This is a genomic window from Isoptericola jiangsuensis, from assembly GCF_002563715.1.
In the GTDB taxonomy this organism is placed as follows: Bacteria; Actinomycetota; Actinomycetes; order Actinomycetales; family Cellulomonadaceae; genus Isoptericola; species Isoptericola jiangsuensis.
In genome coordinates, this window is record NZ_PDJJ01000001.1 from 2,823,764 (window position 1) to 2,850,675 (window position 26,912).

The following is a 26,912-nucleotide window of genomic DNA, read 5'->3' on the forward strand; positions in this document are numbered from 1 at the left end:
CGTGGCGGCGGCGATCGACCGCCCCCCTGCGCGTGACGGTCTCCGGTGCGGGTTCCTCACAAGAGCTCCTTCGTCGTCGAACGATGCTGTTGCTGCGCTCCGCGGCTCCCGGTCCGTCGGCCCTGACGTCCCGTCACCCGGTCGGTGGCCCGTGCCACCCCCTCCTGCGGGCACGCCACGGCGCCCGCACCCTCCTCCTTCCTCGCGGCAGACCCGACGGCGTCGTCGCCGTCGGGCCGCGGCGCCCGTCAGACGAGCGCCACCCAGCCGCTGCCCTGCTCGGAGCTGCGCTCGACGGCGTCGAGCACCCGCTGCACCGCCAGGCCGTCGGCGAACGACGGCGTGGGCTGACGCCCGGCGGCCAGGTCCTCCACGAGGTCCACCACCTGGTGGGTGAACCCGTGCTCGTAGCCGAGCCCGTGGCCGGGCGGCCACCACGCCCCCGTGTAGGGGTGGTCGGGCTCGGTGACGACGATCCGGCGGAAGCCCGCCGTGGCGGACTCCTCGGTGTCGTCGTAGAAGTGCAGGACGTTCATGTCCTCGAAGTCGAAGGCGACGGAGCCCTTCGACCCGTTGATCTCGAGGCGGATGGCGTTCTTGCGTCCGGTGGCGAACCGGGTCGCCTCGAAGCTCGCGAGACCGCCGCCGGACAGCCGGCCGAGGAACAGCGCGGCGTCGTCCACGGTGACGGGGCCGGTGCCGGATCCCGCCTGCGCGGACAGGCCCGACGACGACTCCGCCACCGGGCGTTCCCGCACGAAGGTCTCCATGATGCCGCTGACGCCCACGAGGGACTCCCCCGTGACGAACTGCGCGAGGTCGACCACGTGCGCGCCGATGTCGCCCAGCGCGCCGGAACCGGCGAGGTTCTTGTCGAGGCGCCAGGACAGCGGGGAGGCCGGGTCCGTCAGCCAGTCCTGCAGGTACTGCGCGCGCACGTGGCGCACCTCGCCGATACGGCCGTCGGCGACGAGACGTCGGGCGAGCTGGATGGCGGGCACCCGGCGGTAGGTGAACCCCACCATGGCGAGCACGCCGTGCTCCGCGGCCCGGGCGGCGGCCGCGGCCATCTCCTCGGCCTCCGCGACCGTGTTCGCGAGCGGCTTCTCGCACAGGACGTGCTTGCCCGCCTCCAGGGCCGCGATCGCGATCTCGGCGTGCGTGCTGCCCGGGGTGCACACGTCGACCAGGTCGACGTCGTCCCGCGTCAGCAGCGACCGCCAGTCCGTCGTCGCGTCGTCCCAGCCGAGCTTGTCGGCGGCCGCCCGCACGGCCGCCTGCGACCGTCCCGCGACGACCTGCATGCGGACCTGCAGGGGCAGGTCGAAGAATCGCGGGGCAGTGCGCCAGGCCTGGGAGTGCGCGGCCCCCATGAACGAGTAGCCGACCATCCCGACGCCGAGGCGTGCCGGTGCGTCACCCATGTGTCTGGTCCTTCCTTCGGGGGGCACGGTCACGACCGCGCCCGGGCGGCCTCGACCACGGCGGCGGGGTCGGGGCCCCGCCGCCGTGGTCGAGGGGTCGGTCGGTCAGGACTCGAACGCGTTGGGCAGGTAGTCCGCGACGTTGTCGGCCGTCACCACGGGGGCGAACAGCTGGACGGTGCGGGGCACGTTCGACGACTCGAGGTCGCTCATGCTCTTCTCGTGCGCGACCAGGCGGGCGAGCTTGATGCCGTCGGCGGCCTGGGTCGCCGGGTAGATGACGGTGGCCTGGACGACGGAGTCGCCGCTCTCGATCTCCCGCATCATGTTCGCGGAGCCCGCGCCGCCCACGAGGAAGAACTCGTCACGGCCGGCGTTCTCGATCGCCTGGAGGACGCCGACGCCCTGGTCGTCGTCGTGGTTCCAGATGGCGTCGATCTGGGGGGCGGCCTGCAGCAGGTTCGCCGTCACCGACTCACCGCTCTGGACGGTGAACTCGGCCGACACCTGGTTGTCCACGTCGAGCCCGCAGTCGGCGAGCGCGTCCGCGAAGCCCTGGCTGCGGTCCTGGGTGAGCGGGAGGGAAGCGATGCCCTGGATCTCCGCGACGACCGCGTCCGGCTGGTCGCCGAGCTCCCCGCAGATGTACTGGCCGGCCGAGACGCCCATGCCGTAGTTGTCGCCGAGCACGGTCGTGCGGGCGGCGAACGGGTCGGAGAACTCGCGGTCGACGTTGATGACCGGGATGCCGGCCTCCATGGCCTCGATCGCGACGTCGGTGAGCGCGGCGCCGTCGAAGGGCAGGAGCACGATGGCGTCCACGCCGTCGGCGATGAAGCCCTCGATCTGGCTGATCTGGACGTTGACGTCGTTGGTGCCCTCGGCGACCCGGAGCTCGACGTCGTCGTAGTTCTCGGCCTCGGCCTCGGCGGCCGAGGTGATGGCACCCATCCAGCCGTGGTCGGCGGCGGGAGCCGAGAACCCGATGACGACCGGGTCGCCCGGGGCGTCGTTGTCGGACGAGGCGACGCTCTCCTCGCTCATGGAGTCGCCCTCGGACTCCTCCTCGGCGGGCTCGTTGCTGACGCAGGCGGTCAGGAGCAGGGCCGAGGCGGCGAGCGCGGCGGGGACGGCGATCATGCGGTGGCGGCGGTGCGTACGTGCGGACATGGGATCTTCCTCGATTCGGTCCGGTCGTGCAGGGTCGGTGGTGGTGCGGGGTCGGGGTGCTGGGGTGGGGGCGTCAGCTCGATCGCGACGGCCTGGAGATGCGCTGCTGGAGGAGCACGGCGCCGACGATGATCGCGCCCCTGGCGATCTGCTGCACCGAGCTGTCGATGTTGTTGATGATGAAGACGTTGGTGAGCGTCGCGAAGATCAGGACGCCGATGACGGTGCCCACGATCGAGCCGCGTCCACCGGCGAGCAGCGTGCCGCCGACGACGACCGCGGCGATCACGTCGAGCTCGAGGAGCAGGCCGTTGGTGGAGGAGCCCGCGCCGGTGCGGGCGAGCAGCATCACCCCGGCGACGCCCGCCGTGAGGCCGGAGAGCCCGTAGACGTACATGAGGTGGCGCTTGACCTTGATGCCGGCCAGGCGGGCCGCCTCCGGGTTGCCGCCGACGGCGACCGTGCGGCGGCCGAACGTCGTGCGGTTGAGCAGGAACCAGCCCGCGACCACGACGAGCGCGAAGATCCACACGATCTTCGGCACGCCCAGCAGGTCGCCCTGGAACGTGTCCTCGAACGACGGCTGGTCGACGATCTGCGTCCGCCGGTTCGCGATGAGCTCGGCCAGGCCGCGGGCCGCGACGAGCATCGCGAGGGTGGCGATGAACGCCACCACGTTGCCGTACGCGATGATCACCCCGTTGATGAGCCCGGCGGCGAGCCCGACGGCGAGCGCGCAGCCGACCATGACGATCCAGCCGTACTGGTCGGCCATGTTCTGGGTGGCCAGCGTCGAGGCCCAGACGGTCGTCAGCCCGAGGACGGAGCCGACCGACAGGTCGATGCCGCCGGTGGTGATGACGAAGGTCATGCCGATGGCCATCACGCCGGTCACCGAGGCGAGGCTCAGGATGATCGTGAGGTTCGTCAGGCTGGCGAAGCGTTCACCACCCGTGAGGAACCCGACGAGGCACAGCAGGAGGAGCGCGACGACCAGGCCCACGTTGCGGACCGTGCCGCCGGACAGGCTGCTGAACCCGCGGCGGCGACCGGCCGCCGACTTCGATGTGTCCGCCGCCGGGTTCGACGACGTCTGCTGCTCGCTCACGCGGCACTTCCTTCCATGACCATGTCGAGCACCTGGTGCTCGTCGATCGACTCGGCTGGTCCGGTGTGCACGACCTGTCCCTCGGAGATGACGAGGACTCGGTCGGCCAGGCCCAGGACTTCAGGGATCTCGCTGGAGACCACGATGACGGCGGTGCCCGCGTCGGCGAGCCGGCGCACCAGCTCGTAGATCTCCGACCGGGCCCCGACGTCGACGCCACGGGTGGGCTCGTCGAGGAGCAGCACCTCGCAGCCGTGCACGAGCCAGCGGGCGAGCATGGCCTTCTGCTGGTTGCCGCCCGACAGCGTCCGGATCGCCCGGTCGACGTCCGGCGGGCGCAGGTCGAGCGCGACGGCCTGCTCGCGGGCGGCCTCCTTCTCGGCGCGCTCGTCCAGCCAGCCGCCACGGGCCGTCCGCGCGAACGTGGACAGGGTGATGTTGCGGTAGACGGGCTCGTCGAGCACGAGCCCCTGGCTCTTGCGCTCCTCGGGGGCGAGGCCCACCCCGGCGTCGACCGCGGCCGCCACGGACCCGGCCCGCAGGCGTCGGCCGTCGAGCCGCACGCTGCCACCGGTCGCGTGGCGCGCACCGTAGATCGTCTCGAGGATCTCCGAGCGGCCGGAGCCGACCAGGCCGGCGAGCCCGACGATCTCGCCGGCCCGGACGCTGAGGGAGACGTCGTCGAACGTGCCGGCCAGGCTCAGCGACTCCACCTCGAGCCGCACCGGGGCGTCGGCGGGCACGCCCGGACGGGCCGGGAACGCGAACTCGACGTCCCGGCCGGTCATGAGCCGGATGAGGTCGGCGGTCGGGGTGTCCGCCACCGCGAGGTTGCGCCCCACCGTCCGCCCGTCCTTGAGGACGGTGATGCGGTCGCCGATGCGCCGGATCTCCTCGAGGCGGTGCGAGATGTAGATGATGGCGATGCCCTGCGCGGTGAGCTCCTCGACGACCCGGAACAGGTTGTCGACCTCGCCGGAGTCGAGGACGGCGGACGGCTCGTCCATGACGATGACGCGCGCGTCGTGGGACAGGGCCCGCGCCATCGAGACGATCTGCTTGCCGGCCGCCGAGAGGGTGCCGACCTCGCGGTGGGGGGAGATCTCGGGGTGCCCGAGGCGCTGCATGAGCGCGCGGGTGTGGCGCGACGCCTCGCGGCGCTGCGTGAACCCGACCCGGTCGAGCTCGTGCCCGAGGTAGATGTTCTCCGCGACGCTGAGTCCGTCGACGACGTCGAGCTCCTGGTACATCGTCGCGACGCCGTGCTGGATCGCTGCGACGGGGTGCGGGAGCTCGACGGGTTCGCCGTCGATGAGGATCGTGCCCGCGGTGGGCTGGTGGGCACCGGCGAGCACCTTGATGAGCGTCGACTTGCCTGCGCCGTTCTGCCCGAGGAGGCAGTGCACCTCACCGGGCAGGACGTCGAGGTCGACGCCGTCGAGCGCCTTGGCGCCCGGGAAGTGCTTGACGATGCTCTGCATCTGCAGCAGCGGTGCTGCGGGGTCTTCACTGACCATGCGACGACTCTAGGCAGACTTCTGCTCAGCGTCAATCATAAGTTTCGGTACTTTGGGATCGTTACATCGCCGTGATGTACGTTTAGACACTCAAAGTGCGGACGAAGGAGACGTGGTTCACTGTGCTCATGGAAGGGCTGGCCAAGTTCCCCCCGCGCCCCACGGGCGCCGGCGAGATGTTCCAGCTGTTCCGGGACGGTGAGCCCCGCACCCGCGCGTCGCTCGTCGCCGAGACCGGCCAGTCCCGGTCCACCGTGGCCGCCCGCATCGACGCGCTCTGCGGCATCGGGCTCCTCGTCCCCGCCGGCGAGGCCTCCTCCACCGGCGGCCGCCCACCCTCCACCTTCGCGTTCGACCCCTCCGCGCGCATCGTGCTCGGCGTCGACCTCGGCGCCACCCACGCCCGGATCGCCGTCACCGACCTCGCCGGCACCCCCCTGACCGTCCTCGACGAACCCCTCGCCATCTCCGATGGCCCCGACCACGTGCTCGGCTGGGTCGCCGACACCGCGCACAAGCTCGTCGCCCAGGCCGGCCGCGACGTCACCGAGCTCGCCGGCATCGGCATCGGCCTGCCCGGACCCGTCGACCACACCACCGGCCGGCCCGTGAACCCGCCGATCATGCCCGGCTGGGACGGCACCGACGTCCCCGCCGTCCTGCACGCCCGCCTCGGCGCCCCCGTGCTCGTCGACAACGACGTCAACGTCATGTCCCTCGGCGAGCACGCCACCGTCTGCCCCGAGGTCGACGACCTGCTGTTCGTCAAGGTCGCCACCGGCATCGGCGCCGGTGTCATCATGGACGGCCACCTGCGCCGCGGCGCCCAGGGTGCCGCGGGCGACCTCGGGCACGTCACCGTCCCCGGCGCGGAGGACATCCCCTGCCGGTGCGGCAACACCGGCTGCCTCGAGGCCGTCGCCGGCGGGCTCGCCATCGCCCAGAAGCTCCGCGACGGCGGCGCCACGATCGCCGCCGCCCCCGACATCGTCGACCTCGTCCGCAGCGGCGACGTCGCCGCCGGCCAGGCGGTCCGCCAGGCCGGGCGCGACATCGGCACCGTCCTCGCCGCGTCCGTCAGCCTGCTCAACCCCGCCCGCATCGTCGTCGGCGGCATCCTCGCCGGCGCCGGCGAGCACCTCATGGCCGGCATCCGCGAGATCGTCTACCAGCGGTCCCTGCCCCTGGCGACCCAGCACCTGCGCATCGTGCCGTCCGGCGCCGGGTCCCAGGCCGGCGTCATCGGCGCCGCCACCCTCGTCACCGAGCAGTACCTCGCCCCGCCCACCGTCGACGCGCTCGTCAGCTCGCAGGAGGACTCGTGACCGCACGCACCGCCCTCGTCGTCCGCGGAGGCTGGGAAGGGCACGACCCCGTCGGGACGACGGACGCCATGCTGCCCGTGCTGCGCGACGCCGGGTTCGACGTCACCGTCGAGAACACCCTCGAGGTGTACGCCGACGAGGACGTCATGGGCGCCACCGACCTCGTCGTGCAGTGCTGGACCATGGGCGACATCCTCGTCGAGGAGATGCACGGCCTGCGCGTCGCCGTCGAGGCCGGCACCGGCCTCGCCGGCTGGCACGGCGGCCTGCTCGACTCGTTCCGCAACGCCACCGACTACCAGCACCTCGTCGGCGGGCAGTTCGTCGCCCACCCGGGCGACATGGTCGAGCACGAGGTCGCGCTCGTCCCCGAGCGGGTCGACCACCCGGTCGTCGCCGGCCTGCCCCGCCGCACCACCCTCACCACCGAGCAGTACTGGGTGCAGACCGACCCCGCGATCGACGTGCTCGCCACCACCACCCACACCCCGGCCGACGACACCCCCTGGCACTCCCCCGTCACCGTGCCCGTCGTGTGGACCCGACGGTGGGGCGCCGGGAAGATTTTCGCCTGCACGCTCGGGCACGCGGTCGACGACCTCCGGGACCCGACCGTCCACGAGATCGTCGCGCGCGGCATGGTCTGGGCGGCGCGCGACCCGCGCTGACGGGCAGCCGACCTCAGCGCCGACGCATGCCCGGCAGCCGCATCGTGAGCAGACCGGCCCGCGGTGCGAGCCGGCGCGCGAGCTCGAACACGTCGTCGGTGCGCGACCCGTCGGTGTCGAGCACCGAGAACAGGTTGACGCCGAGGTAGAAGGTGAGCGCCGCGTTCGCGACCTCGGGGGCGGGCAGCAGCCGGCCGAGCGGTGACCCTGCCGTGACGCGGTCCCACGCCTCCTCGACGAACTCCCGCCACGGCTCGGCCCGCCGCGCGACCTCGGCGCGCAGCGCGGGCTTGGTCACGGCCGCGGCGACCAGCTCGCTGAACACGGCGAGGTGCCCCTGGGCGAGGTCGTCGCGGTAGATCCGCACACCCGCCTCCACGAGGTCCTCGACCGTCCGGGCGTCCGCGGCGGTCGCCCGGTGCCGCTCCATGCGGTCCGCGGACGACCGGTCCAGGGCGGCGAGCAGGAGCTGGTCCACCCCGCCGAAGTGGTAGAAGACCAGCGCCGAGTTGACCTCGGCCGCCGCGGCGACGGTGCGCGCCGACGCGCCCGCGTACCCGTGCTCGCGCAGCACCTGGTCGGCCGCGTCCAGGAGGCGTCGCCGCGTCTCCTCGCTCGACCTGCTGGTCGCCATGCGTCCTCGTCTCCCCTCGTCGCCGGGTGTGTTCAGCATATGCTTTAATCACTCGATTAAACCGAACGATCAACGTTCGCCTCCGCGGGCGAACCGTCCACCGAGGAACGCGATGACGCACAGCACGGGCGACCCCACCCCCGCAGACGGCCCCGGCCAGGACCCCGTCGACCCCTGGGAGGACGGCGACCCCGCACCCCGAGCGCCCGAGGGCCCCGCCCAGCGCCGCGCACGGCGCCTCCTCGCCGGCGTCGTCCTCGCCCTGTTCGCCGCGATGCTCGCCGCCGAGGCGCTCTCGGCGACCGGCCTCGAGCAGACCTCGCTGTTCTACGTCGGCATCCCGGCGCTCATCGCGGTCAGCGTCGTCCTCACCGCACGACCCCGGCACCCCGTCGGCATCGCTCTCGCCACCACCACCGTCGGGCTGGCGCTCGCCGGCCCCCTCCTCGACGAGGGCGTCGTGTGCCTGGTCGTCGCCGCACCGCTCTTCTACGGCGTCGCCGCCGTCGTGGGCCTCGCCGTGCACCAGTCGCGGCGACGCCGGAACCTCGTCCTCGCCCCGTTGGTGCTGCTCCTCGTCCTCGAGGGCGTCGGTGACGCCTCGCCCGTGCCGCGCGACGACGTCGCCACGGCCACCACCGTCGTCGACGCCACCCCCACCGAGCTCGCCGCCGCCCTCGCTGCACCGCCCCGCTACGAGCCGCCGCGCGCCGCCCTGCTGCGCGCCGTCCCGTTCCCCGTCCCCGTGGGCGCCGAGGGCGACGGGCTCGCCGTCGGCGACGAACGACTGGTCGAGTTCGCGCCCCGGCACAGCATGGGCCTGGGAGCCGAGCCCACCCCCCGGTCGATGCGGCTGCGCGTCACCGCCTCGGACGTCAGACAGGACGGCGGTCGCGTCGTGTTCACCGTCGTCGAGGACTCCACGCTCGCCCGCTGGATGGACCTGCGGACCGCCGAGGTGACCTGGCACGGCGACGGGACCACGACCACCGCCCGGTGGTCCCTGGCGTACGGACGGACCTTCGACCCGTCGTGGTACTTCGGCCCCGTCCAGCACCACGTCACCACGCTCGCGTCCGGGTACCTCCTCGACACGTTCACCGACCCGGTGCGGCCGTGACCGACCCCGTGGTCGTGCGGGGAGCCGCCCTCGCACTGCCCGTGCTCCTGCTCGTCGCGCTGGTCGCCCACCGCCGACCCACCGAGCGCGACCTCGCCGCCGCCGTCCTCGCCACCGCGTGGAGCGCCGCCGCGCTCGCACCGCTGAACCTCGTGGCCACGCGGCTCGGCTGGTGGACCTTCGACGCCGAGGGCGCGGTCTGGCGCGGCCTGCCCGTCGACCTGTGGTGGTCGTGGGCACTGCTGTGGGGCGTCGTCCCCGCGCTCGCGCTCCGCGTCGCGCACCCGGTGCCGGTCGTCGCCGCCCTCGTCTGGGTCGACCTGCTGCTCATGCCCGCCGCCGACCCGGTCGTGCGCCTGGGCGACCGCTGGCTCGTCGGCGAGGCGGTCGGCATCGGCGCGGCACTGCTCCCGGCGGTCCTGCTGGCCCGGTGGACCCTCGGCCGTCGGCACCTCGCCCTGCGCGCCTGGGCGCAGGCGGCCTGCGCCGGCGCGCTGCTCGTCGCGCTCCCCGTCCTGGCCGCGGGCACGACGCCCCGCTGGCCCGCGCCCGTCACCGCCGTCGGGATCCAGGTCGCCCTGCTCGTCTGCCTGCCCGGTCTCGCCGCGATGCGTGAGCTGGCGCGCACCGGTGGCGGCACCCCGCTCCCCTACGACCCGCCCCGGCGGCTCGTCGACACCGGTCCGTACGCCTACGTCCGCAACCCCATGCAGCTCACCGTCGCGCTGCTGTTCGCCGTGCTCGCCGCGACCTTCGGCGACGCCCGGCTCGTCATCGGGACGGTCGTGGCCGTCGGGTACTCCGCGGGGCTCGCCGCGTGGCACGAGGGCGCCCAGCTCCGCCGGCGGTTCGGGGACGGCTGGGAGGAGTACGTCACCGCGGTGCCGTCGTGGCGGCCCCGGTGGCGACCCGTCCCGCCGCGCGAACCGGCGGTCCTGTGGGTCGCGGCGGACTGCGGGACCTGCCGCGGGGTCGCCCGCTGGCTGCTGGCCCGCCGTCCCGTGGGTCTCGACCTGCGCCCCGCGGCCGGGCACCCGGACGTCCTGTGGCGGCTCACCTACGAGCACGCCGGCACGCGGGCCCAGGGGGTGCGGGCGTTCGCCCGGGCCCTCGGCCACCTCCACCTGGGCTGGGCGGTCACGGGGTGGACGCTCGACCTGCCGGTGATGAGCCACTTCGCGCAGCTCGGCACGGACGCGTTCGGTGCCGGCCCACGGCCCTCCCGGACGACGGCGACGTGCCCGCCCCTCAGCCCTCCAGCGCCGCCGGGCCGCCCTGCAGCAGGGTGGTGAAGCCCGCCTCGTCGAGGATCGGCAGCCCCAGCTCCTCCGCCTTGGCGGCCTTCGACCCGGCGTTGGCCCCCACCACCACGTAGTCGGTCCGCTTCGACACCGACCCGGCGGCCTTCCCGCCCGCGGCGAGGACGGCCTCCTTCGCACCGTCGCGGGTGTAGCCCTCCAACGACCCGGTGACGACGACCGTCAGTCCTGCCAGCGGTCCCGTGGGTCCGGCGGCGGCCTGCTCGGCCATCGCGGCCGGGCCGGGGTGACCGGGGATCTCGAACCGCACCCCGGCGCGCGTCCACGCCTCGACGATGTCGCGGTGCCAGGCGACGTCGAACCAGGCGATCAGCTCGTCCGCGATGACGGGGCCCACGCCCTCGACGGCGGCGAGGTCCTCGCGGGACGCGGCGCGGATCCGGTCCAGGGAGCCGAACCAGTCCGCGAGCGCCCGGGCCGCGACCGGGCCGACGTGCCGGATGTTGAGGGAGACGAGCAGGCGCCACAGGTCCTTGGTGCGGGCGCGGTCGAGCTCCGCGACGAGCTTCTCGGCGGTGCTGGACGGCCCGTACACCGGGAAGTCCTTGCGGACGCCCGCGGCGCGGCGCTCGGCAGGGGTGGCGTCCTCGAAGCCCGGCGGGTACGTCCTCGCGACGACCTTCTGGAACGGGCGCGCGACCTTCGCCGTCAGGGTGGAGCCGTCGGACATCGTCACCTCGGTCGACTCGCCCTTGCCGTCGCTCGGGCGGGGCAGACCGGTCTCCGGGTCGCGCACCACCACCTTGATCGGGGCGAGCTGGTCCACGGTGAGGTCGAACAGGTGCGCCTCGGTGGGCAGCGGCGGCTCGGCGGGCTCGAGCGGCTGCGTGAGCGCGGCCGCGGTGACCTCGCCGAGCGCCTCGACGTCCAGCCCGCCGCGGGACCCGATGTGCTCGACCCGGCCGCGCACCTGGGCCGGGCAGGACTCGGCGTTGGGGCAGCGCAGGTCGACGTCGGCCTCCTTCATGGGCCGCAGCGGCGTGCCGCACTCGGGACAGTCGGCGGGCATGACGAAGTCCTCGCGGGGATAGCCGTCGTCGGCGAGCGCCGTGACGGGCCCGAGGATCTCCGGGATGACGTCGCCGGCCTTGCGCAGCACGACCATGTCGCCGATGCGCACACCCTTGACCTTGACGACGTCCTGGTTGTGCAGGGTGGCCTGGCGGACGGTGGAGCCGGCGACCAGGACCGGCTCCATGACGGCGTACGGCGTGGCGCGGCCCGTGCGGCCCACGCCGACCTGGATGCCGAGGAGACGGGTCGTGACCTCCTCGGGCGGGTACTTGTAGGCGATGGCCCAGCGCGGCGCCCGGCTCGTGGTGCCGAGCCGACGCTGGTCGGCCAGCGCGTCGACCTTCACCACGATGCCGTCGAGCTCGTGCTCGATGTCGTGCCGGTGCTCGCCGAAGTGCTCGATCATGTCGAGCACCCCGTCGATGCCCTGCACGACGCGGTTGTGCGGCGACACGGGGATCTTCCACGACTCGAACAGGGCGTACGCGTCCGACTGGTTCGCGAGCTCCTCGTGCTCGCCCGCCGTCCACTGGAGCGCACCGACACCGTGCGCGTACAGGCGCAGGGACCGCACGCGCGCCAGGCCCGCCTCGCGGTCCAGGCCGGACTTCTTGTCGAGCATCTGCCGCAGCCCGCCCGCCGCGGCGTTGCGCGCGTTCGCGAACGTCGGGAACCGGCGCAGCGCCGCCTCGGTCGCCCGTTCCTCGACGAACGTGGACCGCGCCCGCGCCTCCTCGACGGCCCGGTCGCGCATCTCGACCTGGAGCTCGTTGAGCCGGTCGAACGCCGCGACGGGGATGAACACCTCGCCGCGCACCTCCACCACGTCCGGGTGGCCGGTCCCCTCCAGGACCTGCGGGACGTCGGCGATGAGGAGCGCGTTCTGCGTGATGTCCTCGCCCTCGCGCCCGTCGCCGCGGGTCGCCGCACGCACCAGGCGGCCCTGCTCGTACAGCAGGGCGATCGCGAGACCGTCGATCTTCACCTCGGACAGGTAGCCGACGTCCCCGCCCGGCACGTCGAGATCCCGGGCCACGCGCGCGTCCCACGCCCGCAGCTCGTCGGTGCTGAACACGTTGTCCAGCGACAGCATCCGCTCCACGTGCGCGACCGTCGCGAAACCCTCCGCCGCGCGGCCGCCGACCCGCTGGGTCGGCGAGTCCGGCGTGCGCAGGCCCGGGTGCGCGGCCTCCAGCTCCTCCAGCTCCCGGATGCGCCCGTCGTACGCGGCGTCGGAGACCTTCGGCGCGTCGTGCTCGTAGTAGGCGGCGCGGTCCTCCTCGACCAGCGCGACGAGCTCGGCCCAGCGCCGCTGCGCCGAGGCCTCGTCGAGCGCGGCGGGGTCGGCCACGACGTCGGCGGCGGGTTCGGTGTCGGTCACGGCACCATCTTGCCGTGCTCCCCCGACAGGGACCGCAGCGGACGCCGTCGCCGGCCCGGCCCGGCGTCCGCAGGGCCGTGACCAGGACAGATCCTCCCGGACCCTGTTGCCGGGTACGCCCGGAACGCTACGATCGTTCCGTTTGCCACCACCTCCATCGAGAGCAGGGACGCAGATGAAGATCGCCGTCGTCGGAGCCGGGTTCGCCGGTCTCGCCAGTGCCAGGACGTTGCAGGAGTTCGGGCACGACGTCACCGTGTTCGAGAAGGCGCCGGACGTCGGCGGGGTCTGGAGCGCGACCCGCCGGTACACCGGCCTCTACACGCAGAACAACAAGGGCTCGTACTCGTTCAGCGACGCCCCCATGCCGAAGCACTACCCGGAGTGGCCCAGCGGCGAGCAGGTCCAGGCCTACCTCGAGCAGTACGTCGCCGACCACGGCCTCGGGTCCGTGCTGCGCCTGTCCACGGAGGTCGTGCGGGCCGAGCTCACCGACGGCGAGGACGGCTGGCTCGTCACCGCACGTCGCAGCGGCGAGGCCGTCGCCGAGCCCGAGCGGTTCGACCACGTCGTCGTCGCCAACGGCATCTTCTCCGACCCCGTGATCCCGCAGTTCGACGGGCTCGGCGAGCTCCTGCGCGCCGGCGGCAAGATCATCGCCGCCAGCCAGCTCGCCACCGTGGAGGACGCCCGCGACCGGCACGTCGTCGTCGTCGGGTACGGCAAGTCCGCCTGCGACGTCGCCGCGGAGATCGGGCCCGTCGCCGCCGGCACCTCCGTCGTCGCCCGGCACCTGCTGTGGAAGATGCCGAAGAAGCTCGGCAACGCCGTCAACTACAAGTACCTGCTGCTCACCCGCCTGGGCGAGGCCCTGTTCCGCTACCAGTCCGTCGGTGGCGGGATGGAGAAGTTCCTCCACGGCGCGGGCGACGCCGTGCGGCGCTCCATGCTGTCCAGCGTCGGCTCGGTGGCCACCCGCCAGCTCAAGCTCAAGGAGCTCGGCCTCGTCCCGCACACCGACTTCGAGACCATCGCGCGCTCCAACGTGTCGCTCGCGACCGACGGGTTCTCCGCGCAGGTCGAGTCGGGCGCGATCGTCGTCCACCGGGACAGCGAGATCGAGCGCTTCACCACCGACGACGCCGGCGCGCCGGTCGCCGTGCTCAGCGACGGCACGACCGTCCGCGCCGACCTCGTCGTGTGCGGCACCGGCTTCCACCAGCGCGTGCCGTTCCTCGACGCGGACGTCACCGGCCGCCTCCTGGACGACCGCGGGAACTTCGAGCTCTACCGGCAGATCCTGCCCCACGACGTCCCCCACCTGACGTTCGCCGGGTACAACTCGTCGTTCTTCAGCCCGCTGTCGGCCGAGGTCGGCTCGATCTGGACCGCCGCGCACCTCGCCGACGCCGTCGACCTGCCGCCCCTCGAGGTGCGGCGCGAGCACGTGCGCGACCGCCTCGACTGGATGGAGAAGCGCACCGAGGGCAAGCACGCCCGCGGCACCAACATCATCCCGTTCTCCATGCACCAGATCGACGAGATGCTCGACGACCTCGACCTCAACCTGTCGTCGGGCAAGCGGGCCGGCCAGTGGCTGCTGCCCATCGACCCGCAGGCGTACCGCCACGTCGCGACCCGCCTCAAGGAGCGCATCAGCGCGTGACGGGCACGCTCCCGGTGCGGGTCAGGTCCACCGCACCGGGAGCGACGCCGGGTGCCGCACCCACGCCGACCGCACCGGCACCACCGCGTCCGCGGGCACCGTCAGCTCCAGGTGCGCGACGACCGCGACCAGGTGCCCCACGACGAGCCGGGTGATCAGCGGCGCCGGGCGGTGGGCCGGGCAACCGTGCGCGCCCACGCCCCACGTGAGGTGGAACCGCGCGTCCACCTGCTCCCACGGGTCGACCGCCTGCACCGCACGGTCCAGGTTGGCGGCGGCCACCGCCGGCACGACCGCGTCGCCCGCGGCGACGGGCTGGCCGCCCAGCCGGCTGTCCGACAGGGCGTACCGCGGCAGGAGGTGCGGCAGCGGCGGGTCCGTCCGCGCGATCTCGTCCAGCGCGTCGTCGAGGACGAGCCGTCCGCCGTGCAGCCGCCCGGCGAACCCGGGGTCGGTGAGCAGGCGCCCGATCGCGCTCGCGCTCCACGACACCTCGGCGTCGTGCGCCGTGCGGAACAGCAGCCCGACGGCACCCATCACCTCCAGGTCGTTCGCGTACGCCGGGTGCGCCAGCAGCGCCGAGGTGAGGTCGTCACCCGGTTCCGCCCGCCGCCCCGCGACCACGTTGGCCAGCAGGTTCTCCATCTCGACCGAGGCGGGGTAGGACGCCGCCGACCCCTCCCGGATCGTCACCGTCAGCTCGCGCAGCCGTCCGGCGTCCGCCAGGTTGAGCCCGAGCAGGTCCGCCAGGACCCGCACCGGCACGTCCGCCGCGTACTCGGCGACGAGGTCGCCCCCGCCCCGGGACTCGAGCCGGTCCAGCGCGGACCGGCACGCCACCGTGACCGTCCGGGTCAGCCGGTCCTCGTCCACCGTGGCCAGCACGTCGGCGAGCGGGGCGCGCAACCGGCGGTGCTCCTCACCGTCCCGGTCGTGCGCGCTGTCCCGCTGCGCGAGCACCGCCCGCGCCGGGGAACGCCACGGCACCAGCCGCTCCGTCTCGTAGCGCCACTGCCGCGAGTCCCGCGTGAAGATCGCCTCGTTGCGCAGCACCGAGGTCACCTCGTCGTAGCCGAGGGCCAGCCAGGCCGGCACCCCCGGCTCCAGGTCGACCGGGGCGACGTTCCCCCACCGCGACCGCAGCTCCTCGTAGGCCGCCCGCGGGTCCGCGGCGCTCGCCAGGTCCGCGAGCAGCGTCCGGTCCGAGACCTCCTCCAGCCGGACCGCGCGCCCGGCGGCGGTGACGCTCATGCCGCCATCCCCCGCGACGCACGACGGCGCAACGCGTGCTCCACGAGGGTGACCAGCGCACCCACGGTCTCGCGCCGCTCGCGCAGGTCGGCCGTCACGACGGGCGTGCCCGCCGGCAGGTCCAGCGCGAGCCGCACGTCCTCCTCCGGGTGGCGGGGCGCGTCCGGGAAGCGGTTGACCACGACCGTCACCGGCAGGTCCGTCTTCTCCTCGAGCTGGTCCAGCACCTCGAAGCTGTCCTCCAGCCGGCGCGTGTCGACCACGACCAGCGCACCGACCGCGCCGTCCGCGAGCCCGGCCCACAGGTCCCAGAAGCGTCGCTGGCCCGGCGTGCCGAACAGGTACAGGGCGGTGCTCCCGCCGAGCGTGAGGCGCCCGAAGTCCATCGCGACCGTCGTCGTCGACTTGGCGCCCACCCGCGGGTCGACCCCGATGCTGGCCGTCGTCACCGTCTCCTCGGTGCGCAGCATCGGGATCTCGCTCACCGCGTCGATGAGCGTCGTCTTGCCGACCCCGAACGCCCCGACGACCAGCACCTTGACGGAGCGGGCGACGGAGCCGGGCAGGTGACGGGGGTCAGAGTTTGCGGAGCCCATCGAGGATCTCCTCCAGCAGGTCGGTGTCGGGGAGCCCGTGCGTCACCGCCGACCGGACGACGAGGTGCCCGGCGTCGACGAGGTCGGAGACGATGACCGCCAGGAGGCTCACGGGAAGGCGGAGGTAGGCCGCGATCTCCGCGACCGCGAGGGTGCCCTGGCAGGTGTCGAGCACCGCCTGCTCGTGCCGGCCGGCGGCGCGGGGCGGCTCGCGCCCGTCGTCGTCGGCCGCGCACACCAGGGTCTCGGGCCGCAGGGTGTTGCGGCTCGGGTGGGCACGTCCTCCGGTGAGGACGTAGGAACGGACCGGATGGTCGCGGAAACCGTCGACGTGCATCCGGCGCGCCTCAGTGCCCGACCGGTTCCGTGCCCAGCGTGCGCTCGCCGATCATGAGCACCTGGGCCTGCATCTGCTGGGCGACCAGACCGGGGTCGACCGTCGCGTCGGTGACCACGGCGAGCCGTGAACCGTCGCCCGCGCCCCGCACGAACAGGAATCCGCCGTCGAACTCGACGACGACCTGTCGCAGGACGTCGCTGCGCCCGAACTCGCGTCCCATGCTCAGCCCCAGGGCGACGAGACCCGCGCAGGCCGCGGCGACCTTGTCGGCCGTGTCGGGATCGGTCTGGTCGGTGCGGACCTTGACCAGGCCGTCCGAGCTCAGCACGACGGCGTGGGTGACACCGCGGACCTCGAAGACGAGGTCGAGCATCCAGCTGTCGGGATGGGCGGTCGTGGGGGGTGTCGTCATCGGTCCTCCGAGGTACCGGCCGAGTCAGTGACCGGCTCGCTGTGCTGGGGATCGTGCTGCGGTGCAGGGCTGGCCGCGAAGAAGGCGCCGATCCAGGCGCCCGCCTCCTCGGCGGTCTGGTCCGCGACGGGGTCCGGGCCGGGCCGGTCGGCCGACCTGTCCGCGATCCCCTGCGAGGGGACGGGACGGTTCGGCGCGGCGCCGTCGAGCTCGGTGCGCCGCGAGCGTCGCTGCGGCAGCACCGGCGGGCCGGGACGGTTCGGGTCGACGGCGGGGGCCGGTTCGGGCCGGGCCGCCGGCGCCGCCTCGGGCACCGCGGCCGTGACCGGTGCGTCGTCCCAGGTGTCGTCGACGCTGGGGGCCAGGGTCGCCGGCCCCGCGGCGGAGAGCTCGGTGTGCTCGCCGGGCAGCATGACGACGGCGCGCAGACCGCCGTACACCGACTCGACGAGGTCGATCCGCAGGCCGAGGGCGCGCGCGTAGGTGCCCACCACGGCCAGGCCGGTCTGGGGCACCGCGCCGAGGTCCGCGATGGTGGTCGGCACCTCGCCGGACGCGATGCGACGCACCCGGTCGAGCTCCCGCTCGTCCATGCCGACGCCGCAGTCGTCGATCTCGATGACGGCCCCGCGCTGCACCTGGCGCAGGGTCGCGAGCACCTTCGTGTTCGGGGGCGAGCACTGGGTCGCGTTGGCGAGGAGCTCCGCGACGACGTGCACGAGCGCCTCGACCGCCAGGGGCGACACGCTCAGCCCCGGGTCGCCGGAGACCTCGACGCGCTGGTAGGCGGTGATCCGGCCCGCGGCGGCCCGCACCACGTCGGGCAGCGCCAGCGGCTCGTCCCACGTCTGGCCGGGGCGCTGCCCGCAGAGCGCGACGAGGCTCTGCGCCTGGCGGGCGTGCTGGGCCGCGGCGTGGTCGATGCGCATCGACGTCTGCAGGACGTCGGGGTCGGCGGAGTGTCGCTGGACCATGCGGGCCGCCTCCTCCTGCACGCGGTGGGCCGAGGCCTGCACCTTGCGGCTCAGGGCGACCACGGCGGTCTCGACCGCCGCGCGCTCGTGGTGGCGCCGCGCCCGCTCCCGCTCGAGCTCGGCCGCGGTCTGCTGCAGCGCCGCGGACGTCTCGGCGAGGCCCTGGGACAGCCGGTCGCGCTCGGCGACGAGCCCGCGCAGCGTGTCGTCGTCGCGCCGTGCGGCCCGCGTGAGCAGGACCGCGGCGACGACCGGCAGCAGCAGGGCCGCCGCGGCGACCGTCCAGACCGCCCAGTCCGCGGCGCCCTCGCCCAGCAGGGGCAACGCGGCCACGCACAGCACCATCGCCGCGACACACAACCATGGAACGACCCTGCTCGCGGCCCGAGGCCTCGTGGTCGACGTCGTACTCACCGCACCCCCGTTGGCGTGAGGTGGTCCGGCGGCTCCCCCTGGGACGGCCGCGCGAACGCGACCTTCTCCGCGAACCCCCTGGATGGTCTGAACAGGGCGTCGAGGCCCTGACCAGGACTTTCTACCACAGGCTTCACCCGGGTGAACAGGACCGCCGGGGCGCGGGACGACCCCGGCGGGACGTCGCGCTAGGGTCGCGCCATGAGTGATCCCACCCTCGCGCCGACCGCTCCCGCCGACCCGCACCAGTGGCTCGAGGACGTCGAGGGGGCCGACGCCCTCGCCTGGGTGCGCGACCGCAACGACCACGCGCACGACGTGCTCGGCGGACCGGGGCTCGACAAGATCGAGGCCGGCGTCCTGGAGGTGCTCGACTCCGACGACCGCATCCCCGACGTCTCCCGCGTCGGCGACCACCTCTACAACTTCTGGCGCGACGCCGCGCACCCCCGCGGCCTGTGGCGCCGCACCACCCTGGAGGAGTACCGCTCCGCGTCCCCGCGCTGGGAGACCGTGCTCGACGTCGACGCGCTCGGTGCGGCCGAGGACGAGTCGTGGGTGTGGCACGGCGCGTCGCTGCTGCGGCCGACGCCCGAGCAGCTCGCGGCCGGCGAGCCGTGGCGGCGCGCCCTGGTGGACCTGTCCCCCGGCGGGTCCGACGCCGACGTCACCCGCGAGTTCGACCTCGTGACCAAGGAGTTCGTGCCGGCCGCCGACGGCGGGTTCGAGCGCCCGCTCGCCAAGGGTTCGCTCGCCTGGGCCGACGAGGACACCGTGTACGTCGCGACCGACCTCGGCCCCGGCACGGTGACGACGTCGGGCTACCCGCGGACCGTGCGGCTGTGGCGTCGCGGCACCCCGCTCGCCGACGCCGTCCTCGTCCACGAGGGGCGCGAGGAGGACCTGGCGGTGTCCGGGCACCGCTCCCGGACCCCCGGGTTCGAGCGCGACCTCGTGCGGCGCGCCCTGGCGTTCTACCGCTCCGAGACGTTCCTCGTCACCGCCGTCGGCACCGCCGACCAGACCCTGACGAGGATCGACGTCCCGGACTCCGCCGAGGTCGGCTTCCACCGCGAGTGGCTCGTGGTGGACCTGCGCGAGGACTGGGCCGTGGGCGGGCGCACCTACGCCGCCGGGTCGCTGCTGACCACCACCGTCGAGCGGTTCCTCGCCGGCGCGCGCGACCTCACGGTGCTGTTCGAGCCCACGGCGAGCACCTCGCTGGTCGGGGCCTCCTGGACGCGGCACCACCTCGTCGTCAACGTGCTCGACGACGTGAAGAACGCGGTGCACGTCCTCACCCCGCCCGACCTCGACGCCGGCGCCGACGTCACCTCCTCGTGGACGCGCTCGGAGCTGCCGGTGACGGGCGACCTCCTCACCGTCGGGGTGCGGGCCGTGTCCGCCGTCGACAGCGACGACGTGTGGGTCACCACCACCGGCTTCCTCACGCCGTCCACGCTGTCGCTCGCCACCGTCACCGGCCCCGGGGCCGACCCCGTCGCCCCGGAACCCCTGAAGGCGGCTCCCGCGTTCTTCGACGCGACCGGCATGGTCGCCGAGCAGCACTTCGCGACGTCCGACGACGGCACCCGCGTCCCCTACTTCGTCGTCGGGCGCGCCGACCTCGTCCGTCCCGCCGACCCGACGACGCCCGGCACAGCGCCCACCCTGCTGTACGGGTACGGCGGGTTCGAGATCCCGCTGCTGCCCGGCTACTCCGGCACCGTCGGGCGGGCGTGGCTCGCCCGCGGTGGCGTGCACGTCGTGGCGAACATCCGCGGCGGTGGCGAGTACGGCCCCACCTGGCACCAGGCGGCCCTGCGCGAGCGGCGCCACCGCGCCTACGAGGACTTCGCCGCCGTCGCGCGCGACCTCGTGGCCCGCGGCATCACGTCGCCCGCGCACCTCGGCACCGAGGGCAGGTCCAACGGCGGCCTGCTCGCCGGGAACATGCTCACCCGGTACCCCGACCTGTTCGGCGCGGTGATCGTCGGGGTGCCGCTGCTCGACATGAAGCGGTACACCAAGCTGCTGGCGGGCGCGTCGTGGGCCGCCGAGTACGGCGACCCCGACACCGACGACTGGGAGTTCGTGCGCACCTTCTCGCCGTACCACCTGTTCGACCCCGAGCGCACCTACCCGCCGGTGCTGTTCACGACGTCCACCAAGGACGACCGCGTGCACCCGGGGCACGCCCGCAAGATGGCCGCCCTCATGCTCGCCGCCGGCAAGGACGTCACCTACTACGAGAACGTCGAGGGCGGGCACGGCGGCGCCGCGGACAACAAGCAGGCCGCGCACATGGCGGCCGTGCACTACGCGTTCCTGCACCAGCACCTCGCCTGACGGGCCGCGCCCCGCGGTGCACGGCACCGCGGGGCGGGTGCGACCCGCGGCGGGTCAGGAGTGCGGGACGGTGGCGGTGATGAGGGTGCCGTCGTCACGGCGGTTGCCGGACAGCGCACGCAGGCCCGGGCGGCCCGGCCGTACCGGCCCGTGCCCGTCCAGGGGCACCACGACCGTCTGCCCCGCGTCGACGGTCACCTCCTGGCCGCGGACCCCGACGGTCGCGCCGTCGCCCGTCTCCGCGGTGAGCTCGATCGCGGCGGGCAGCACCGTCACCCGCAGGCGGGTGCCCCGCCACGCCACGCGGAACGTCAGCGACTCCCAGCCCTGCGGCAGGCGCGGGTCGAACGACAGCTCGCCGTCGTGGTCCCGCATCCCGCCGAACCCGCACGCGAGCGCCGACCACGTGCCCCCCGCCGAGGCGACGTGCACGCCGTCGGATGCGTTCGCGTGCAGGTTCGCCAGGTCGACGTACAGCGACGACAGGAAGTACTCCAGCGCCAGCTCGTGGTAGCCGACCTCCGCGGCGATGATCGACTGCACGACGCCCGACAGGGTCGAGTCGCCGGTGGTCAGCGGGTCGTAGTACTCGAAGTCCGCCAGCTTCTCCTCGGGCGTGAAGTAGTGCCCCTGGAGGAAGAGCGCCAGGACGACGTCGGCCTGCTTGAGCACCTGGTACCGGTAGATGACCAGCGGGTGGTAGTGCAGCAGCAGCGGCCGCTTGTCCGCCGGCGTGTGGGCGAGGTCCCAGATCTCCCGCTCGAAGAAGTGCGAGTCCTGGGGGTGGATCCCGAAGACCTCCTCGTACGGGATCGCCATCTTCTCGGCCGCCCGCGACCACTCGGTGACCTCGGCGGGCGAGAGCTGGAGGCGCTCCACCATCCGCGCGTAGTCGTCCGGGTACTCCTCGCGCATGCGTTCCACGACCAGCGCCGCCGCCCGCAGGTTGAACCGGGCCATGACGTTGGTGAACAGGTTGTCGTTGACGACGGTGGTGTACTCGTCCGGGCCCGTCACCCCGTGGATGTGGAAGTTGTCGTCGCTGTTGACCCGCCAGAACCCGAGGTCCTCCCACATCCGCGCCGTCTCCACGAGGATGTCGACGGCCTCGCGGCGCATGAAGTCCACGTCGTCGGTGGCCCGGACGTACTGCACGAGCGCGTAGCTCACGTCGGCGTCGATGTGGTACTGCGCGGTCCCGGCGGCGTAGTAGGCCGACGCCTCCTCGCCGTTGATGGTGCGCCACGGGAACAGCGCACCCCGCTGGGACAGCTCCGCCGCCCGCCGCCGCGCCGCACCGAGCATGTGGTAGCGGAACCGCAGCGCGTTGCGCGCGAACCGGGGGCTCGTGTACGTGAGGAACGGCAGGACGTAGATCTCCGTGTCCCAGAAGTAGTGCCCGCCGTAGCCCGACCCCGTGAGGCCCTTGGCGGGCACGCCGTTGCCCTCCGCGCGCGCCGTGGCCTGCGCGAGCTGGAACAGGTTCCAGCGGATCGCCTGCTGGATCTCCGGACGCCCCCCGACCTCGACGTCGGACCGCGCCCAGAAGTCGTCCAGCCACTCCCGCTGCTCGGCGAGACGCGCCTCGACACCGTCGGTCGTGACGCGGTCCAGCGTGCGCCGGCACCGGTCGACCAGCTCGCGCGACGGCACGCCGCGCGACGTGTGGTACGCCACCGTCTTCGTGAGCCGGATCGGCCGCCCCGGCTGAGCCTGCACCCGGAACACGTGCTTGGCGAGGTCCTCCTCCACCTGGGTGCGCACGTCCCACGCGTTGTCGGTCTCCAGCCGGTCGTCGGCCGCGACCGCCAGCGTCATGCCCGAGTTCGTGCACCGGTAGGACAGCACGACCCGCTCGTCGTCGCCCCACCGGGTCTGCGGCTGCAGCACCCGCTCGTGGAACCGCTCCGCCTTGCGCGGGTCGAACCCCTCCCCCAGGGACGCGGACCGGACGTGGTACTCGTCCTGCCCGTCCTGCCGGTTCAGCACCTGCGAGGAGATCGCCACCGGCGCCGCGTCGTCGAGCAGCGTGACCTCGAACGTCATCACCGCCAGGTGCCGCTCGGTGAACGACACCATGCGCTGCGAGCTCACCCGCACCCGCTTGCCCGACGGCGTCCGCCACAGCACCTCGCGGCGCAGCACGCCGTCGCGCAGGTCGAGGGACCGCTCGTACTCCAGGAGGTCGGCCACGGGCAGCAGCAGCGGCTCGTCGTCGACGTAGAGCCGGATCACCTTCGCGTCCGGCACGTTGACGATGGTCTGGCCGACCTTCGCGAAACCGTACGCGTCCTCGGCGTGGCGGATCGGCCACGTCTCGTGGAAGCCGTTGACGAACGTCCCCTGGGAGTGGGACTCGCGCCCCTCCTCGACGTTCCCGCGCATCCCCAGGTAGCCGTTGCCCACGGAGAACAGCGTCTCGGTGACCCCCAGGTCCTCGGCCGAGAACTCCGCCTCGACCAGGCGCCACGGGTCCGTCGGGAAGCGCTGCCGGTCCACCGTGTGCTGCTCGTCGGACGTCTTGCGGATCACGCGTCACCCCCGACCCGGCCGGCCAGCACCGATGCGTCGAGGTCCCCCAGGTCCGCCACGACGACGTCCGCCCCGTGCTCGCGCAGGACGTCCGCCCCGACGCCGCGGTCCACGCCCAGCACCAGGCCGAACGAGCCGGCGGCACCCGCCTGCACGCCCGAGATCGCGTCCTCCACCACGATCGCCTGCGCCGCGGGCACCTCGAGGAGGTCCGCCGCCCGCAGGTACGTGTCGGGCGCGGGCTTGCCCGCGATGTGCTCCCGGGCCGCCACGTTCCCGTCCACCACGACGGCGAACCGGTCGGCCAGCCCGGCCGCCGCCAGCACCGCCGGCGCGTTGCGCGACGACGACACGACCGCGACGCGGGCGCCCGCGCCCGTCACGGCGTCCAGGAACCGCACCGACCCCGGGTACGGGTCGATGCCCTCCTGCTCGAACATGCGGTTCACGATCTCGTCCTTGCCGTTGCCCAGCGCGCACACCGTGTCCTCGCCGGGCGGGTCGTCGGGCGTGCCCCACGGCAGCTCGACGCCCCGCGAGGCGAGGAACGTCGCGACGCCGTCGTAGCGCGGCTTGCCGTCGATGTGGGCGAAGTAGTCGGCCGTCGTGTACGGCTCCAGGGAGTACGCCGTCGCGTAAGGGGCGAAGAGGCGCTCCCAGGCCCGCATGTGCACCTCCGCGGTGGGGGTGAGCACGCCGTCGAGGTCGAACAGGACTGCTCGCAGGTCGGACATGTGGCCAGGCTACGCACGTGCGGGCGCGGCGGCCCGCGCTACGCGCGGCCAGGCCCCGGACGGCGCGCGACACGCCGCTCCCCGGGACGGTCGCCCGCCCCGGGGAGCACGGTCGCTCAGCGCCCGAGGGACCGGTAGCCCTCGTCGGTGCGCCGCGCCTCGGCGGCGACCTCGCGCGTCGTGCCGTAGTACGCCGCGACCATGATGTCCTTCATGTCCTGCAGCATCGGCAGCCGCGGGTTGGCCGGGGCGCACTGGTCCTCGTAGGCACGCATCGCGAGGTCGTCGAGACGGCCCACGTACTCGTGCTCGGCCACGCCCTGCGCCTGGAACGACGACTCGACGCCGATGCGCCGGGTCAGCTCCTCGACGGCCCGGGCGTAGGACTCCACGCCCTCGTCCGGCGTCGCGGCCGGCAGCCCGAGGTGCTGGGCGATCTGCTGGTACCGCTCCGGGGCGACGTACCGCTCGGCCTTCGGCCAGCCCGTCACCTTGCCCGGCACGGTGCCGTTGTAGCGGATCGCGTGCGGCAGGAAGATCGCGTTCGTCCGGCCGTGGGCCAGCTTGAACGTCGCGCCCACCGTGTGGGACATCGCGTGCACGATCCCGAGGAACGCGTTGCCGAACGCCATGCCGGCGATCGTCGCCGCGTTGTGCATCTTCTCGCGGGCCTCCGTGGCCTCGCCGCCCTCGGTCACCGAGCGCTCGAGGTTCTCGAAGACCAGCTTGATGGCGTGCAGCGCCAGGCCGTCGGTGAAGTCGTTCGCGTACACCGACACGAACGCCTCGGTCGCGTGGGTCAGGGCGTCCATGCCGGAGTCGGCCGCCAGCCGGGCCGGCATCGTCGCGGTGAGCACCGGGTCCACGATCGCGACGGACGGGGTCAGCGCGTAGTCCGCCAGCGGGTACTTGAAGCCCGTCTCCGGGTCGGTGATGACGGCGAACGGCGTCACCTCCGCGCCGGTGCCCGACGACGTCGGCACGCACACCAGCTTCGCCTTCTCGCCGAGCGTCGGGTACTGGAAGGCACGCTTGCGGACGTCGAAGAACTTCTCGCGCAGGTCGCTGAACGCCACCTCCGGGTGCTCGTACTTGAGCCACATGACCTTCGCGGCGTCCATCGGCGACCCGCCGCCGATCGCGATGATCGTGTCGGGGCGGTGGTCGCGCATGAGGTCCGCGCCGCGCTCCACCGTGCCGACGCTCGGCTCCAGCTCGACGGTGTCGATGATCTGCACCGCGACCTTGTTCGAGCGGCGCTGCAGGACGTCGAGCACCTTGTCCACGATGCCGAGCTGCGACATCACGCGGTCGGTGACCACCGTGACGCGCTCGACGTCCGGCATGTCGACGAGGTACCGGATGGCGTTCGCCTCGAAGTACATCTTCGGCGGCACCTTGAACCACTGCATGTTGGTGTTGCGGCGCGCGACCCGCTTGACGTTGATGAGGTTGACGGCGCTGACGTTGTCCGACACCGAGTTGTGGCCGTAGGAGCCGCAGCCCAGCGTGAGCGACGGGATGAGCGCGTTGTAGATGTCGCCGATGCCGCCGAGCGCGCTCGGCTGGTTCCACAGCACCCGGACCGCCTTGACGGCGTGCCCGAACCGCTCCGCGAGGGCCTCGTCCTCCGTGTGGATGGCCGCCGAGTGGCCGAGGCCGTCGAACTCCACCATCTGCTCGGCGAGACGGACGCCCTCGTCGGTGCTGCGCGAACGCAGGACCGCCAGCACGGGCGACAGCTTCTCGCGGCTCAGCGGCTCGGCCGGACCCACCCCGTCGATCTCCGCGAGCAGCACCGTGGTGTCCTCCGGCACGTCGAACCCGGCCTGCGCCGCGATCCAGTGCGCCGAACGACCGACCGCGGCGGCGTTGAGGCGGGCCTCCGCGCACGACGCGCCCTGCGCGGTCACCCCGAACAGGTACTCCTCCAGCAGCGCCTTCTGCTCGGGCGTCGCGAGGTGCGCGTGCAGGCGTCGGAACTCGCCGAGGGCCTCGTCGTAGATCTCGTCGTCGAGGATGACGGCCTGCTCCGAGGCGCACACCACGCCGTTGTCGAACCCCTTGGACAGGACGACGTCGTTGATCGCCCGCCCGAGCTTCGCCGTCCGCGTCACGTACGCCGGGACGTTGCCCGCCCCGACGCCGAGCGCCGGCTTGCCCGCCGAGTACGCGGCGCGGACCATCGCGTTGCCGCCCGTGGCGAGGATGAGGGACACGCCGTCGTGGTGCATGAGCGCGCTCGTGGCGGCGAGGCTCGGCTGCTCGATCCACTGGATGCAGTCCTCCGGGGCGCCGGCCGCGACCGCGGCGTCGCGCACGATGCGGGCCGCCGCCACCGAGCACCGCTGGGCGCTGGGGTGGAACGCGAACACGATCGGGTTGCGGGTCTTCAGTGCCACCAGGCTCTTGAAGATCGCCGTCGAGGTCGGGTTGGTCACCGGGGTGACGCCGGCGACGACGCCCACGGGCTCCGCGATCTCGACGATGCCGCGCAGCTCGTCGCGGCCGATGACGCCGACCGTCTTGAGCCCGGCCATCGAGTGGGCGACGTGCTCGCAGGCGAACATGTTCTTGGTCGCCTTGTCCTCGAACAGGCCGCGGCCCGTCTCCTCGACGGCGAGCTGGGCGAGGTTGCCGTGCTCGTGCAGGGCGGCAACCGACGCCTTGGCGACGATGTGGTCGACGTCCTCCTGCGTGAGCGACGAGTACTGGGCGAGCGCCTTGAGGCCGCGCTGCACGAGCGCGTCGACGGCGGCCTCGGGGCCCTCGGCGGGCGCCTGCGCGGCGGGCTCGGCGGGAGCCTCGGCCGGGGTCGCGGTCGCGACGGCGGCGGGCTCGGTGACGGTCGGCTCGGTCGTGGTGCGGGCTGACGGGCGTGCGGTCCTGGCGGCCATGTCGTGCTCCCCTCCTCGCGGGCGGACCCGTGTGGTCCGCCTCGGCGTTCCTTCCTCATGTGAAAGT

At 73.4% G+C, this 26,912-nt stretch carries 20 protein-coding genes; 6 read left to right on the forward strand and 14 right to left on the reverse strand.

Annotated features, from left to right (window positions below; translation table 11 throughout):
• Window positions 1-248 precede the first annotated feature (248 nt).
• The 4 genes from ATJ88_RS12895 to ATJ88_RS12910 form a co-directional block, all read right to left on the reverse strand.
• Window positions 249-1,424 (reverse strand): Gfo/Idh/MocA family protein, encoded by a 1,176-nt coding sequence (locus tag ATJ88_RS12895; protein WP_098464170.1) that lies wholly within the window; start codon window positions 1,422-1,424, stop codon window positions 249-251.
• A 105-nt stretch (window positions 1,425-1,529) separates the two neighbouring features.
• Window positions 1,530-2,594: a substrate-binding domain-containing protein gene (locus ATJ88_RS12900; protein ID WP_098464171.1), complete on the reverse strand. Its 1,065-nt coding sequence runs from the start codon at window positions 2,592-2,594 to the stop codon at window positions 1,530-1,532.
• A gap of 73 nt (window positions 2,595-2,667) precedes the next feature.
• Window positions 2,668-3,702: an ABC transporter permease gene (locus tag ATJ88_RS12905; protein ID WP_098464172.1), complete on the reverse strand. Its 1,035-nt coding sequence runs from the start codon at window positions 3,700-3,702 to the stop codon at window positions 2,668-2,670.
• The gene (locus ATJ88_RS12910; protein WP_098464173.1) at window positions 3,699-5,219 is read right to left on the reverse strand and encodes a sugar ABC transporter ATP-binding protein; all 1,521 of its coding nucleotides are present in this window, start codon (window positions 5,217-5,219) and stop codon (window positions 3,699-3,701) included. The genes ATJ88_RS12905 and ATJ88_RS12910 overlap by 4 nt, the downstream gene beginning before the upstream one ends.
• Before the next feature lie 128 nt (window positions 5,220-5,347).
• Here ATJ88_RS12910 and ATJ88_RS12915 point away from each other — a divergent pair, with 128 nt between their 5' ends.
• Together ATJ88_RS12915 and ATJ88_RS12920 are read left to right on the forward strand one after the other, a co-directional pair.
• Window positions 5,348-6,544, forward strand: a complete 1,197-nt coding sequence (locus tag ATJ88_RS12915) for an ROK family protein (protein ID WP_098464174.1) — start codon at window positions 5,348-5,350, stop codon at window positions 6,542-6,544.
• A complete protein-coding gene (locus tag ATJ88_RS12920; RefSeq protein ID WP_098464175.1) occupies window positions 6,541-7,212 on the forward strand; it encodes a ThuA domain-containing protein in 672 nt (223 codons plus the stop codon). The genes ATJ88_RS12915 and ATJ88_RS12920 overlap by 4 nt, the downstream gene beginning before the upstream one ends.
• Before the next feature lie 13 nt (window positions 7,213-7,225).
• Here ATJ88_RS12920 and ATJ88_RS12925 read toward each other — a convergent pair whose 3' ends face one another.
• Window positions 7,226-7,846, reverse strand: coding sequence for a TetR/AcrR family transcriptional regulator (locus ATJ88_RS12925; RefSeq protein WP_098464176.1), 621 nt, complete (start codon window positions 7,844-7,846; stop codon window positions 7,226-7,228).
• A 112-nt stretch (window positions 7,847-7,958) separates the two neighbouring features.
• On the opposite strand from ATJ88_RS12925, the gene ATJ88_RS12930 reads away from it, so the two are divergent.
• Both ATJ88_RS12930 and ATJ88_RS12935 read left to right on the forward strand, forming a co-directional pair.
• The gene (locus ATJ88_RS12930; protein WP_211287514.1) at window positions 7,959-8,966 is read left to right on the forward strand and encodes a hypothetical protein; all 1,008 of its coding nucleotides are present in this window, start codon (window positions 7,959-7,961) and stop codon (window positions 8,964-8,966) included.
• A complete protein-coding gene (locus ATJ88_RS12935; RefSeq protein WP_098464177.1) occupies window positions 8,963-10,258 on the forward strand; it encodes a methyltransferase in 1,296 nt (431 codons plus the stop codon). The genes ATJ88_RS12930 and ATJ88_RS12935 overlap by 4 nt, the downstream gene beginning before the upstream one ends.
• On the opposite strand, the gene ligA is transcribed toward ATJ88_RS12935, so the two are convergent.
• Window positions 10,215-12,680 carry an NAD-dependent DNA ligase LigA gene (gene ligA, locus ATJ88_RS12940; RefSeq protein ID WP_098464178.1) on the reverse strand — a complete coding sequence of 822 codons (2,466 nt, stop codon included), beginning with the start codon at window positions 12,678-12,680 and terminating at the stop codon, window positions 10,215-10,217. The genes ATJ88_RS12935 and ligA overlap by 44 nt on opposite strands.
• Window positions 12,681-12,855: 175 nt before the next feature.
• Here ligA and ATJ88_RS12945 point away from each other — a divergent pair, with 175 nt between their 5' ends.
• Window positions 12,856-14,346, forward strand: coding sequence for a flavin-containing monooxygenase (locus tag ATJ88_RS12945; RefSeq protein WP_098464179.1), 1,491 nt, complete (start codon window positions 12,856-12,858; stop codon window positions 14,344-14,346).
• A gap of 21 nt (window positions 14,347-14,367) precedes the next feature.
• On the opposite strand, the gene ATJ88_RS12950 is transcribed toward ATJ88_RS12945, so the two are convergent.
• From ATJ88_RS12950 to ATJ88_RS12970, 5 genes are read right to left on the reverse strand one after another with little or no spacing between them, the layout of a single operon-like run.
• Window positions 14,368-15,597 (reverse strand): cytochrome P450 family protein, encoded by a 1,230-nt coding sequence (locus tag ATJ88_RS12950; RefSeq protein ID WP_098464180.1) that lies wholly within the window; start codon window positions 15,595-15,597, stop codon window positions 14,368-14,370.
• Window positions 15,594-16,193: a GTP-binding protein gene (locus ATJ88_RS12955; RefSeq protein WP_098464181.1), complete on the reverse strand. Its 600-nt coding sequence runs from the start codon at window positions 16,191-16,193 to the stop codon at window positions 15,594-15,596. The genes ATJ88_RS12950 and ATJ88_RS12955 overlap by 4 nt, the downstream gene beginning before the upstream one ends.
• The gene (locus ATJ88_RS12960) at window positions 16,174-16,530 is read right to left on the reverse strand and encodes a DUF742 domain-containing protein (protein WP_098464182.1); all 357 of its coding nucleotides are present in this window, start codon (window positions 16,528-16,530) and stop codon (window positions 16,174-16,176) included. The genes ATJ88_RS12955 and ATJ88_RS12960 overlap by 20 nt, the downstream gene beginning before the upstream one ends.
• A 10-nt stretch (window positions 16,531-16,540) precedes the next feature.
• Window positions 16,541-16,945, reverse strand: a complete 405-nt coding sequence (locus ATJ88_RS12965; RefSeq protein WP_211287515.1) for a roadblock/LC7 domain-containing protein — start codon at window positions 16,943-16,945, stop codon at window positions 16,541-16,543.
• The gene (locus ATJ88_RS12970; protein ID WP_141538685.1) at window positions 16,942-18,252 is read right to left on the reverse strand and encodes a sensor histidine kinase; all 1,311 of its coding nucleotides are present in this window, start codon (window positions 18,250-18,252) and stop codon (window positions 16,942-16,944) included. Before ATJ88_RS12970 ends, ATJ88_RS12965 begins: the two co-directional genes overlap by 4 nt.
• Window positions 18,253-18,534: 282 nt before the next feature.
• Between ATJ88_RS12970 and ATJ88_RS12975 the strand changes: the two genes are divergently transcribed.
• Window positions 18,535-20,682: a prolyl oligopeptidase family serine peptidase gene (locus ATJ88_RS12975; RefSeq protein ID WP_098464185.1), complete on the forward strand. Its 2,148-nt coding sequence runs from the start codon at window positions 18,535-18,537 to the stop codon at window positions 20,680-20,682.
• Between the two features lie 54 nt (window positions 20,683-20,736).
• Here ATJ88_RS12975 and ATJ88_RS12980 read toward each other — a convergent pair whose 3' ends face one another.
• From ATJ88_RS12980 to adhE, 3 genes are all read right to left on the reverse strand, one after another.
• On the reverse strand, window positions 20,737-23,214 hold the full coding sequence (locus ATJ88_RS12980; RefSeq protein WP_098464186.1) for a glycoside hydrolase family 65 protein: 2,478 nt from the start codon (window positions 23,212-23,214) through the stop codon (window positions 20,737-20,739).
• Window positions 23,211-23,948 carry an HAD family hydrolase gene (locus ATJ88_RS12985; protein ID WP_098464187.1) on the reverse strand — a complete coding sequence of 246 codons (738 nt, stop codon included), beginning with the start codon at window positions 23,946-23,948 and terminating at the stop codon, window positions 23,211-23,213. Before ATJ88_RS12985 ends, ATJ88_RS12980 begins: the two co-directional genes overlap by 4 nt.
• 116 nt (window positions 23,949-24,064) lie before the next feature.
• Entirely contained in the window at window positions 24,065-26,845 is a 2,781-nt protein-coding gene (adhE, locus tag ATJ88_RS12990) for a bifunctional acetaldehyde-CoA/alcohol dehydrogenase (RefSeq protein WP_098464188.1), read from the reverse strand.
• Window positions 26,846-26,912 lie beyond the last annotated feature (67 nt).